Genomic DNA, 12,776 nt, shown 5'->3' on the forward strand with positions numbered 1-12,776 from the left:
CTATTTGCGGCCTTTGGAGAACTGACCGTACGCCTCAAACTGGTTCTCCACCGGCGGCTGCGCATCCGCCTGGGTGACGTGGCACTGCAGGCATAAGTAGCGGCGCGGGGCCACGTGGGGCAGCACCACGTTGTCGCGGTTGGTGAAGTGGGTGGGGCTGATCCGCGGGGCCTTGGTGGTCAGATAGTTGTCCACGTCATGGCACTGCAGGCAGCGGTTGGTGGACTGGGTGATCTGATAGCCCTGCACCTTGTGCGGCACCACCGGCGGCTGGTTGACGTAGTTCAGCGCCTTGCGGCCGGACTCCTTGAGTACCGGCTTGAGGCCCGGGGCCGGGTGGGTGTCGCTCAGCGGCACATTGTCGCGCATGGCAAAATCCTGCTGGTCGCCGGTCTGTGGCGCGGCGGCAAGGGCCAGACAGGCCGGCAGCAAGGCGATCAGTAACAAAGTTATACGTTTCATGGTGTTGCTCCCATCGTTCCTTGGGCGGGCCGGCTCGGCCTGCAGCGCAGGCGAGCGGCCCGACATTCCATCAGGCCTTGCGTACCTTGACGGCGCATTTCTTGTAATCGGTCTCTTTCGACAGGGGATCCGTCGCATCCAGGGTCAGCTTGTTGACCAGGGTGCTGGCATCGAAAAACGGCATAAACACCAGGCCACGGGGCGGCTTGTTACGGCCCCGGGTTTCCACCATGGTTTCCACCTCGCCGCGACGGGATTCGACGATGACGGTATCACCGCGACGCAGCCCACGATCTTTGGCATCCAGCGGGTGCATAAACACCACGGCGTCGGGGAAGGCCCGGTACAGCTCGGGGACCCGCTGGGTCATGGTGCCGGTGTGCCAGTGCTCCAACACACGGCCGGTGGAGAGCCAGAGATCAAATTCGGGATCCGGCGCTTCGGCCGCAGGCTCGTAGGGCAGGGCAAAGATCACCGCCTTGCCGTCGGGCTTGCCGTAGAACTGGAAGTCGGCACCGGCGGTCACATAGGGATCGGCCCCTTCCTTAAAGCGCCACAGGGTCTCCTTGCCGTCCACCACGGGCCAGCGCAGGCCGCGCACCTGGTGGTAGGTGTCGAAGGGGGCCAGATCGTGGGCCTTGCCCCGGCCAAAGCGGGCGTACTCCTCGAACAGGCCTTTCTGGATGTAGAAACCGGCGGCGCGGGCATCGTCATTGAGGCGATCTTCCGGCACCTCGTCCAGGCCGTACTTATCCACTTCGCCGTTGGCAAACAGAATGTCGAACAGGGTTTTGCCCCGGTACTCGGGCTTCTGCGCGATCAGCTCCTCGGGCCACACCTCCTCCACCTTGAAACGCTTGGAGAATTCGACGATCTGCCAGAGATCGGACTTGGCGTTGCCCGGAGCCTGCACCTGCTGGTACCAGAACTGGGTACGGCGCTCGGCGTTGCCGTAGGCGCCTTCCTTTTCCACCCACATGGCGGTGGGCAGGATCAGATCTGAGGCCATGGCGGTGACCGTGGGGTAGGGATCGGAGCAGACCACGAAGTTTTCCGGATCCCGGTAGCCTGGCAGGCGCTCCTCGTTGATGTTGGGGCCGGCCTGCATGTTGTTGTTGCACTGCACCCAGTAGGCGTTGAGCTTGCGATCCTTGAGCATGCGATCCTGCAGCACGGCATGGTAGCCAGGCTTGGCGGGAATGGTGCCTTCCGGCAGCTGCCAGATCTTCTCGGAGATGGCCCGATGCTTGGGATCTTTCACCACCATATCGGCGGGCAGGCGGTGGGCAAAGGTGCCCACTTCCCGGGCGGTGCCACAAGCCGACGGCTGGCCGGTCAGGGAGAAGGGGCCGTTACCGGGCTGGGAGATCTTGCCGGTCAGCAGATGGATGTTGTAGACCAGATTGTTGGCCCAGACGCCACGGGTGTGCTGGTTAAAGCCCATGGTCCAGTAGGAGACCACCTTGCGATCCGGATCGGCGTAGAGCTCGGCCAGGGCAATGAGCTTGTCCTCTTCCACGCCGGACAGCTCGGAGACGGACTTGACGTCAAACTGGGCCACATGGGCCTTGAACTGGTCGAAGTCGATGGCGTCGGAGCCGCCGTTGCCCGGGTTTTTCGCCGCCTTCTCCAGCGGGTGATCCGGACGCAGGCCGTAGCCGATGTCGGTGACGCCCTGACGGAAGCTGGTGTGCTTGTTGACGAAGTCCCAGTTCACCTTGTCGTTCTGGATGATGTAGTTGGCGATGAAGTTGAGGATCGCCAGGTCGGTCTGCGGGGTGAAGACAATGGGCAGATCGGCCAGCTCGAAGCTGCGGTGCTCAAAGGTGGAGAGCACCGAGACCTTGACGTGCTCGGCAGAGAGTTTGCGGGCGCTGAGGCGGGACCAGAGGATGGGGTGCATCTCCGCCATGTTGGAGCCCCACAGCACAAAGGCGTCGGCCTGCTCGAGATCGTCGTAGCAGCCCATGGGCTCATCAATGCCGAAGGTACGCATAAAGCCGCCCACGGCGGAAGCCATGCAGTGGCGGGCGTTGGGATCGATGTTGTTGGAGCGAAAGCCCGCCTTGTACAGCTTGGCGGCGGCGTAGCCTTCCCACACGGTCCATTGACCGGAGCCGAACATGCCCACCGCCGTCGGCCCTTTCTTCTTGATGGCGTCTTTGAACTTGTCCGCCATCACATCAAAGGCTTCGTCCCAGGAGACCGGGGTGAACTCGCCATTTTTATCATACTGGCCCCCCGTCTTGCGCAGCATCGGCTGGGTCAGGCGATCCTGTCCGTACATGATCTTCGGCAGGAAGTAGCCCTTGATGCACACCAGGCCACGGTTCACCGGTGCTTCCGGATCCCCCTGAACGGCGACCACCTTGCCTTGGTTGGTGCCCACCAGCACCGAGCAGCCGGTACCGCAGAAGCGGCAGGGGGCCTTGTCCCAGGCGATGGTGTCGTCATTACGGGTGGCGATCAGCCCCTGGGCGGAGGCCGGAACGGTCAGCCCGGCGGCGACGGCGCCGGCGGCGATGGCCTGGGCTTTTACAAATTCACGTCGTGTCAGTTTCATGGTCATTCCTTCTACCGGTCTTAGGGCTGTGGGCCCTAACAGGCGTCTTCGAGTTGTTGGTGGTAGATCAAAGTCGTGGCGCTGACGCCATCGAGGTTTTTGATCTGGTCAATGCAGTCAACCTGGCTGTCCTGGCGCGCGTGCTCCAGCAGCACCACCAGCTTGCCGCTGGGATCGGACAGGGCCACGCTGGCGCCGTCGAGCTGCTCTAATGCCGCTTCGATCGCGGGCAGTTTGGGCGGGTTGGCGTTGAGCACCAGGGAGCAGATGTGCTCAGTCATGGCAAAACTCCTTTAACGAGGATTGCAGCGTCAGGGCCTGGCTCGGGCAACGCGCCAGACAGGCGCCACAACCGGTGCAATCTTGGGTGATGTGGGGGGCGGCGATCCGCCCCGGGGTAAATTGGATGGCCCTGGCTTCGCAGGGATCCACGCAGCTGCGGCATTCGACGCCGGCCAGGTTGAGGCAGAGATCGCTGATCTTGGCGCGATAGGGCCAGGGGGCCTGCTCCTTGGGCAAAAACACCGGCTCGGGGCAGATCTTGGCGCACTGACCGCAAAAGCTGCACTCGGCAACGTTGAAATCCAGTTCTGGAAAGCCGCCAGGCCCCAACTTAATGACACCCGTCTCGCAGGACGCGACGCAGTTATGACAACGGGAGCAGAGATCGAGAAAGCGGGCTTCTATCACGGTCTGCGGCATGCGAATTGCCGGTTTTTTACGTAGGCGCCCCCTAAAAACCTTGTTCATGTCACGATTTCTTAGGAATCTGTAGGGTGTTTTTATCGTGCCCGTGGCAAAGATGTAAGCAAAATGTGAGTTAAATCGGTGGGGGATTGATCTGGATCAATTCTGGTGAGGGCAGGGATAAGGCATCGATAAAGTGATGCTGTTGTGCTTCGACTTTACTTGGCATGGTTCTTATGGAGTTCGGTGCCGGGATCAACGGCTTTATGATGGCCTTGAAGAGTGTTGAGCTAGCTGCTTCTCTTAGTCCTTCAGGGATAAACAGAGGGTAATTGATCCCTGCTGGCAGTGAATAAATACACTTGAAAATTAACATTAGAGAAACTGATTGGTGCGGACTTTATATCCATCCCTATTTGCTTGTTAAAGCTTTATAAAAAAACAATCGATTGGATTTTTTGTCTATTAATCCCTCAATTTTTTGTTGGAGGCCAATCTGTTCTCAACGTCTTTAAATTTTGAGTCATTGGTGACAATTGGAAAAAGGAAGTAAGACGAATAAGAACTCGCCAGTGCCTGTAACAGGGGTGAAACATAAACAAATTTTTTGGGTTGAAATGTTGTTTTGTGCGCAATTTCACAAAATATGTCTGGGCACTTTGGCAGGGATTGAGGGTAAAGCTCCGGAGATGGTATAAAAATAGGGAAAATTGCTAGCTGGCTCTCATCATGCCATCTCGGTTTTTAGGAAAAAAAGGGCACTTTGCTGCGAAGTTGGGTGTTAGCAAAATGTATGCGTCGTCCGTGTCGACAGTTGGCCAGGATCAACTATCATCCTGTTGGTCTTTCCCCCCACCTTGGTCCTGTCGACACAGTGTGCCGTAGCGTTTTCAGTTTTTTGGGGCGTGGCTTAATGCCACACCATGTCAATATGTTAACTGAATGAAGCGTTGCCGGGAGTCCCGTTTTTTGGGCCCCGGTGTTGAGGAGAACGCAATGATCATCGATGAAGTCGTCGATCTCTCGAGGTTACAGTTCGCGCTGACCGCGATGTACCACTTCCTGTTTGTCCCCCTGACCTTGGGTCTTGCCTTCCTGCTTGCCATCATGGAATCGCTCTATGTGATGACCAACAAGCAGGTCTACAAGGACATGTGTAAGTTTTGGGGCAAGCTGTTTGCCATTAACTTTGCCCTGGGGGTCACCACAGGGATCACCATGGAGTTCCAGTTCGGCACGAACTGGGCTTACTACTCTCACTATGTGGGTGATATCTTCGGTGCGCCACTGGCCATCGAAGGCCTGATGGCCTTCTTCCTGGAGTCCACCCTGGTCGGCCTGATGTTCTTTGGCTGGGACCGGCTGTCCAAACGCAAACACTTGGCGGTGACCTGGCTGGTGGCGTTGGGTTCCAACATGTCCGCGCTGTGGATCCTGATCGCCAATGGCTGGATGCAAAACCCGGTCGGCTCCGAGTTTAATTACGAGACGATGCGAATGGAGATGGCTTCCTTCGCCGAGTTGGTGTTTAACCCGGTTGCCCAGGTGAAATTCGTTCATACGGTGGCGGCAGGTTATGTCACCGGCGCCGTGTTCGTTCTGGCCATCAGCTCCTACTACCTGCTGAAGAAACGCGATCTGCCGTTTGCCCGTCGCTCCTTCTCCGTTGCTGCCGCCTTTGGTATGGCCTCCATCCTGTCTGTGATTGTGCTGGGCGATGAGTCCGGTTACGAGGTTGGTGATGTCCAGAAGGTGAAGCTGGCGACGATGGAAGCCGAGTGGGAAACTCACCCGGCCCCGGCGGCGTTCACCGCGTTCGGATTCCCGGACAGTGAAAATATGAAGACCGACTTTGCCATTCAGATCCCGTATGTCATGGGGATCATTGCGACCCGCTCGCTGGATGAAGAGGTTAAAGGGATTGTCGATCTGAAGGCCGAGCACGAAGTTCGGATCCGCAGTGGGATGAAGGCGGCAGCCGTACTGAGTGCGGTTCGAAATGGAACCGAAACCGCTGAGGAACGTGCCATCTTCGAGGCTCACAAGGACGATCTGGGTTATGCGTTCCTGTTGGCACGCTATAGCAGCGATCCTTCCGATCTGAGCCAGATTGCCAACGCATCCGAAGCGCACATCATGGCGGCGGTGGACGACTCCATCCCGGCGGTGGGGCCCATGTTCTGGAACTTCCGCATCATGGTCGGGCTGGGCTTCCTGATGTTGCTGTTGATCGGCCTGGCGTTCCTGCAAAGCTGCAAGCAGAAAGTGGATGAGAAGCCTTGGTTGCTCAAAGCCCTGCTGATTATGCTGCCGGCACCTTGGATCGCCATCCTGTGCGGCTGGTTTGTCGCCGAGTACGGTCGACAGCCTTGGACCATTGCCGAAGTGCTGCCTACCTACATGTCTGCCTCCAGCCTGAGTGTCGGTGAGCTGTGGTTCTCCATCATCCTGATCTGTGGCTTCTATACGGTGGCTCTGGTGATCGAGATGTTCCTGATGTTCCGTTTTGCCCGCCTGGGTCCAAGCAGCCTGAAAACCGGTCGCTACCACTTTGAGCAGGGTGAAAAAAATTCTGTTAACGACAGTTTTGATGCCGCGCTGACTACCTCTGACAAGGAGAGCCCGAGCAATGCTTGATTATGAAATGTTACGACTGATCTGGTGGGCCCTGGTTGTGGTCCTGCTGATTGGCTTCGCCGTCACCGACGGTTTCGATATGGGCGTCGGCGCATTGCTGCCCTTTATTGGAAAAACAGACACTGAGCGTCGGGTGATGATCAACTCCATCGCCCCACACTGGGACGGCAACCAGGTTTGGTTGCTGACGGCTGGTGGTGCCCTGTTTGCCGCCTGGCCCATGGTGTATGCGGCGTCCTTCTCGGGCTTCTACGTTGCCATGGTGCTGACCCTGTTTGCCCTGTTCTTCCGTCCGATCGGGTTTGACTACCGCTCCAAGATTGAAGATCCACGCTGGCGTACGGCTTGGGATTGGGGCCTGTTTATCGGTGGTTTTGTTCCGCCGGTAGTGTTCGGGGTGGCGTTTGGTAACCTGTTCCTGGGTGTGCCGTTCTACTATGACGACTGGATGCGTAACTACTATGATGGCGGCTTCTTTGGCCTGTTGAATCCCTATGGTCTGCTGGTGGGCTTGCTCTCCTTCTCCATGTTGACCCTGCAGGGCGCGACCTGGCTGCAGATGAAGACCGAAGGGGCACTGCTGGAGCGCGCTCGCAATGTCTCCGTCGTGCTGGCCATTGCCACAGCAGTACTCTTTATCCTCGCCGGGATCTATCAGTACGGCTTTATTGATGGTTACGTGATCACCTCTGCCATTGACACCAATGCGGCGTCCAATCCACTGAACAAGACCGTTGAGCTGGTTGCCGGCGCCTGGTGGAACAACTTCCATGCGTATCCTGCGCTGTTTGTTCTGCCAACCCTGGCGGTCGTCATGCCACTGATGGTTATCGTTGCTACCCGTGCAAAGCAGTATGGCCTGGCGTTTCTGGCTTCGTCGCTGAACATCGTGGGCGTGATCACCACCGCAGTGGTGGCGCTGTTCCCGTTCGTGATGCCGTCTTCCAAGAACCCGAACCAGTCGTTGACCATGTGGGATGCGACCAGCTCGGAGCTGACCCTCAAGGTGATGCTGGTGGCGGCGGTGATCTTCGTTCCCATCGTATTGGGCTACACCATCTGGTGTTACATCAAGATGTTCGGCCGCATCAGCGAGCAGCACATCAAAGACAACTCGGCCTCTTTGTACTAAGGCCCGGGACATAAGGAGTTAAACACTATGTGGTATTTCACTTGGATCCTGGGTGTCTTGCTGGCCTGTGCCTTTGGCATCATCAATGGCCTGTGGCTGGAAGCCCAGGAGGCCCTGGATAAGGACGAAGACTGATACTCCTCTCAGTCGGACGCCTTGGCTCGCTCCTCGTGGGCGGGCCAACCTAAAAATCTAACGCAGCCTAGGCTGCGTTTTTTTTGTTCTGTCCCTCCTGAGAAGGTGGGACTCTCCCTGCTCATGCTTGCCCACTCAATTCCACAACCTTTTAGTAACTGTATGAATTATCGAGAAATGAGTGACACCAAAGAGGCCTGTTACGCCACTTGAAGATGGAAGATACCCTGGTACGACCGTAATCGCTGCGGCATGGGAGCCTGGTGTTCGTGCATCAGCCCCATCCAGTTCATGGCGTAATCGTGACAAAACGGGCCAATAATAGGGGGAGTGATAGAGATGGCTTAGGTGACGATCCCTACTCAGGTGACATTGATAAACGACAATCGTTGAACCGTGTCAGGGATCGGGAAGGGCGCAGTGTCGGCGATGATCAGAAACCCTGGAGGATGTAATGCGTAACGAGAAGATCCTTATCCCCCTGGCACCGGACCAACAAATGGACCCGGGGCTCAGTCCGCTGCTGGCTTATGCCGTGAGCACGGATGCAAAGGTGATCTTGCTGTCGGTGGTGGAGAAGCTGGATATGGCCTGGCAAGCCAAGATCACGCCGCTGGAGATGCTCAATCGGGCGATAGCCGATCAGGAGGAGGCGTTGAGCCGGTTGGCCGAGGAGATCCATGCTAGCTATCCGGATCTGACGTTGGAGACCAAGGTCGTCAGTGGCACCCCCTTTATCGAGATCGTTAAACTTGCCCAGAAGAGCGGTTGCAGCCTGATCGGGATCGATGCGTGTCGAGCCTATAAGGACGCTTCGTGTCAATACGGCAGTACGACCCGCCACTTGATGCGCAAGTCGGCGATCCCCGTTTGGTCACTTCAACCCCAGGCCGGCTCAGGGGTTAGCAAGGTCGCAGCGGCGGTGGATGTGGTCAGTACGGAGCCAGAAACCCTCCGGCTCAACGAACAGATCCTCCGCCGAGCCGGAGCTTTTGCTGATCTAATGCAGGCCGAATTGATCCTTTGCCACGCATGGCGGCTTGATGCGGAGGGGTATCTGCGCAGTTGGGCCCGCTGGAGTGACACCGAGATCGCCGAGGCGGCGAAAGCGGAGCAGCAGCAGCGTCGACAACGGCTCGAAGCACTGATCCATAGTGCCGGGCTGACGGACAAGGGAGTGCGGATCGAACTGCTGGAAGGGGCGACGGAGACGGAGATCCCGGCGATGATCCAAAGCGAAGGAGTGGATCTCTTGGTCATGGGCACCCTGTGTCGAAGCGGTGTGGCCGGATTCATTATCGGTAATACGGCTGAGCGCCTGCTGGATGCCCTGCATTGTTCCGTGGTGACGCTCAAGCCCGATGGGTTTCGTTCACCGGTCTTGGAGTAGGGAAGCGGGGCATTCCCGTATGTGCTTAATAGAATTCTCGACAACTTGATTACGCGTACCTGTAAGTGGGTCGTGCACGAACCGGGGCACTGCCCCGGAGAGCGGGTTATTGAACATTCTGTGATTTAAGGGTAAATGTCGCCGAAAATATCGAGATTATCGTTCATTTGGTGCGAGCGCTTGGCTTTGTGGCTTGCATAATGATATGCCCCAAAGTTCTATTGCTTTACTTTTTTGTTATAGCTTTAGGCTTAACAAAGTCATTCCGAGTCGGCTAGGTTGGACAAACCGAAATGAAATCGGAACGTGCGATCCGGATGGCGCAGTATCCCGGGGTACCGATCGCTTTGCGCATCTATCAAGGAAGACTGCGATGACCAAAAGAGCATGGAGCCGACCGCGTCGGCTCATCGGATCCTCGGCCCTGATCACCCTGTTGCCGCTCTCCCAGGCGGTGGCCGCCGACTGCACCGGCAAGGAGGACTGGGCATCCGGCACCACCTACGCCACCCCAACTCAGGTGGTGCATCAAGACACCCTCTATCAAAATAAATGGTGGACACTGGGGGAAGATCCCACCACCACGGGTCAGTGGGGGGTGTGGGAAAACCTCGGCAGCTGTGACGGCGGCCCGGCCAATCAGGCCCCCAGCGTCACCATTCAGGCACCGCTCACCGGCAGCCAGTTTACCCTGGGGGACAGCATCGCCCTCAGTGCCAACAGCTCTGATCCCGACGGAGACAGCGTTACCCTCAGCTGGCAGGCCAATGGCAACGCCATCACCACTCCCTGGCTGGCGGATCTCAGCGGCAGTGTGACCCTGGCGGTGACCGCCGACGACGGCAAGGGCGGACAGGCCCAGGACAGCGTGGTGATCAGCGTACAGAACCCGCAGAACCAGGCGCCCACCAGTCAAATTTCTGCGCCGACAAATGACAGCGTTGTCACTGCCGGTCAGAGTGTGACGGTTCAGGCAACCGCCTCGGATCCCGACGGCAGCGTCAGCCACGTCGAGCTGCTGGTGGACGGCGTGGTGCTGGCCAGCGACAGCAGCGCGCCCTACCAGTGGAGTTGGACGCCAGCGGTGGTGGGCAGCGCGGTGCTGCAAACCCGGGTTTTTGATGATCAAAATGACAACGCTGTCTCTGCGTCGGTGACGGTGCAGGTGGTGGCGGCCAACGCCGCACCGACGGTGCAATTGACCGCGCCCGCCGCCGGTTTTGTCAGCCCGTCGGGGGCGACTCTGACCCTGCAGGCGACGGCCCAGGACAGCGATGGCCAGATCAGCACCGTACGTTTCTATGCCAATGGCACGCTGATCGGCGAGGACAGCAGCGCCCCCTACAGCCTCAGTTGGCTGCCGGCGTCGGAGGGCTCGGTGAGCCTCAGTGCCCAGGCCGAAGACAACGAGGGGGGAGTGACCACCTCGAGCCTGGTGGCGGGCACCATTGGTGACGCGCCGACCGATCAAAACGCCTGTCGGCCACAAGGGCTGCTGGGGGACTCGCCCTACTGCACCGTGTACGACAGCGAGGGACGGGAGATCATGGGGGCGGATCATGCCCGCCGGGTGATCGGTTACTTCACCTCCTGGCGTAACGGCGCCAACGGCCAGCCCAGCTACCTGGTCAACGACATCCCCTGGGATAAGATCACCCACATCAACTACGCCTTTGCCCATGTGGACGGCAACAACAAGATCGGCATTGGTGATGTCAGCGATCCGACCAACCCCGCCACCGGCATGAGCTGGCCGGGCGTCGCGGGCGCCGAGATGGATCCCGAGTTTGCCTACCAGGGGCACTTCAACCTGCTGAGCAAATTCAAGAAGCAGCATCCCCAGGTGAAGACCCTGATCTCCATTGGCGGCTGGGCGGAAACCGGCGGCTACTTCGGGCCGGACGGTACGCGGGTGGCCAGCGGTGGCTTCTATAAGATGGCCGAGACCCAGGCGGGGATCGACACCTTCGCCGACTCGGTGGTGGCGTTTCTGCGCACCTACGGCTTCGATGGCGCGGACATCGATTACGAGTACGCCACCTCGATGGCCGGCTCCGGCAACCCGGACGATTTCTGGATCTCGGACGCCAACCGGGGCAGCCTGTTCGCCCGTTACGACGCGCTGATGGCGACCCTGCGAGCCAAGCTGGATGCGGCGGGGCGGGAAGATGGTAAGCACTATATGCTGACCGTGGCCGCGCCGGCCTCCGGCTACCTGCTGCGGGGCATGGAAGCCTACCAGATGACCCGCTTCCTCGATTACGTCAACATCATGAGCTACGACCTGCACGGCGCCTGGAACGACTTTGTCGGTCACAACGCCGCCCTGTACGACACCGGGGAGGACAACGAGCTTAAGTTCTGGGACTACTACACCAGCACTCAGTATGGCCGGATCGGCTATCTCAACACCGACTGGGCGGTGCACTACTTCCGTGGTGCCCTGGCGGCGGGGCGGATCAACATCGGCATTCCCTACTACACCCGGGGTTGGCAGAGCGTCAGCGGTGGCAGCAACGGCCTGTGGGGCACGGCGGCGGCGCCGGATCAGGCCAACTGCCCACCGGGCACCGGCACCGGCAGCAGCAAATGCGGCTATGGCGCCGAGGGGATCGACAACCTGTGGCACGATCTCGACGCCAATGGCAATGAGATGTTCGCCGGCTCCAACCCCATGTGGCACGCCAAGAACCTGCAGGACGGGGTGGCGGGCAGTTACCTGGGTGTGTACGGCCTGGATCCGGCCAGTAACCCGGCGGATCAGCTCACCGGTGACTACCAGCGTCACTACGACGAGGTGGCGGTGGCGCCCTGGCTGTGGAACGCCGACAAGCGGGTGTTCCTCTCCATCGAAGACGAAGAGTCGATGGCCACCAAGGTGCAATACGTGGTGGATCAGGGCCTGGGCGGCGTGATGTTCTGGGAGTTGGCCGGGGATTACGACTACGACGCGGCCAAGGGCGAGTACTTTATGGGCAGCACCCTGACTCGTACCGCCTATGATGCCTTCGCCGCGGCCGCGCCCTACGGCAACCGGGTGGGTGACGGGCCCGAGCTGGCCAATGCGCTGGAACTCAGCGCCAACCTGACCGGCTATGCCGTGGGCGACAGCAACTACCCCATTACCCCGACCCTGGTGATCCGCAACGACAGCGCCGTCACCATTCCCGGTGGCGCGGTGTTTGAGTTTGATATGGCCACCGCCACCACCTCGGACATCGTTGATCAATCCGGTCTGGGCATGACGGTGATCGAGGATGGCTCCAACGCCGCGGGTAACAACATAGGCGGGCTGGACAATATCCATCACAGGGTGCGGTTCATCCTGCCCAGCTGGGATCAACTGGCACCGGGTGAAACCCTGGAAGGGGTGATCCGCTACTACCTGCCGGTCGCCATGCCCTCAAGCTTCACCGTCACCTTCAACGGCACCACCTACGCCTTTGGCGACAGCAGCAACAACACGGTGGATCCCGGTGCCGGTGGCGGCACGGGCGGTGGAAGCGATGGCGGCTCTGGCAGCGGCGCCAGCAGCTGTGCCGATCAGGGCGTCGACACCAGTGGTCTGCTCACCTACCCGGACTTCCCCCAGGGCACGAATGCCGTTGGAGGGGATCGCCTGATCGACGCCGGTGCCGTGTACGAGGCCAAATGGTGGAGTCAGGCACAGCCCAGCACTTCGGAGGAATGGACGCTGATCTGTAGCTTGTAAGGCACTGACTTTTTCCCCGGCAGGAGGCTGGGGAATGCGGGCCCCGGATGGGTGTGGT

9 protein-coding genes are annotated in these 12,776 nt (G+C 59.2%); 5 read left to right on the plus strand and 4 right to left on the minus strand.

Annotation, left to right across the window (positions count from 1 at the left end; translation table 11 throughout):
- The 4 genes from AC2D8U_RS11255 to napF form a co-directional block, all read right to left on the minus strand.
- The gene (locus tag AC2D8U_RS11255; protein WP_484619146.1) at positions 1-462 is read right to left on the minus strand and encodes a nitrate reductase cytochrome c-type subunit; all 462 of its coding nucleotides are present in this window, start codon (positions 460-462) and stop codon (positions 1-3) included.
- 70 nt (positions 463-532) lie between these two features.
- A complete protein-coding gene (gene napA / locus AC2D8U_RS11260) occupies positions 533-3,025 on the minus strand; it encodes a nitrate reductase catalytic subunit NapA (RefSeq protein WP_484619147.1) in 2,493 nt (830 codons plus the stop codon).
- 35 nt (positions 3,026-3,060) lie between these two features.
- Positions 3,061-3,306, minus strand: coding sequence for a chaperone NapD (locus AC2D8U_RS11265; protein ID WP_484619148.1), 246 nt, complete (start codon positions 3,304-3,306; stop codon positions 3,061-3,063).
- Entirely contained in the window at positions 3,299-3,775 is a 477-nt protein-coding gene (gene napF / locus AC2D8U_RS11270; RefSeq protein ID WP_484619149.1) for a ferredoxin-type protein NapF, read from the minus strand. Before napF ends, AC2D8U_RS11265 begins: the two co-directional genes overlap by 8 nt.
- A 933-nt stretch (positions 3,776-4,708) precedes the next feature.
- Here napF and AC2D8U_RS11275 point away from each other — a divergent pair.
- The 5 genes from AC2D8U_RS11275 (at position 4,709) to AC2D8U_RS11295 (ending at position 12,718) form a co-directional block, all read left to right on the plus strand.
- Entirely contained in the window at positions 4,709-6,349 is a 1,641-nt protein-coding gene (locus AC2D8U_RS11275) for a cytochrome ubiquinol oxidase subunit I (RefSeq protein ID WP_484619150.1), read from the plus strand.
- Positions 6,342-7,481 (plus strand): cytochrome d ubiquinol oxidase subunit II, encoded by a 1,140-nt coding sequence (gene cydB / locus AC2D8U_RS11280; protein WP_484619151.1) that lies wholly within the window; start codon positions 6,342-6,344, stop codon positions 7,479-7,481. The genes AC2D8U_RS11275 and cydB overlap by 8 nt, the downstream gene beginning before the upstream one ends.
- Before the next feature lie 27 nt (positions 7,482-7,508).
- Positions 7,509-7,616 (plus strand): cytochrome bd-I oxidase subunit CydX, encoded by a 108-nt coding sequence (gene cydX / locus AC2D8U_RS11285; RefSeq protein ID WP_067659034.1) that lies wholly within the window; start codon positions 7,509-7,511, stop codon positions 7,614-7,616.
- A 454-nt stretch (positions 7,617-8,070) separates the two neighbouring features.
- Positions 8,071-9,006 carry a universal stress protein gene (locus tag AC2D8U_RS11290; RefSeq protein ID WP_484619152.1) on the plus strand — a complete coding sequence of 312 codons (936 nt, stop codon included), beginning with the start codon at positions 8,071-8,073 and terminating at the stop codon, positions 9,004-9,006.
- 373 nt (positions 9,007-9,379) lie between these two features.
- Positions 9,380-12,718 carry a glycosyl hydrolase family 18 protein gene (locus AC2D8U_RS11295; protein WP_484619153.1) on the plus strand — a complete coding sequence of 1,113 codons (3,339 nt, stop codon included), beginning with the start codon at positions 9,380-9,382 and terminating at the stop codon, positions 12,716-12,718.
- The last annotated feature ends 58 nt before the right edge of the window (positions 12,719-12,776 follow it).

This window comes from Ferrimonas sp. YIN67 (genome assembly GCF_057219095.1).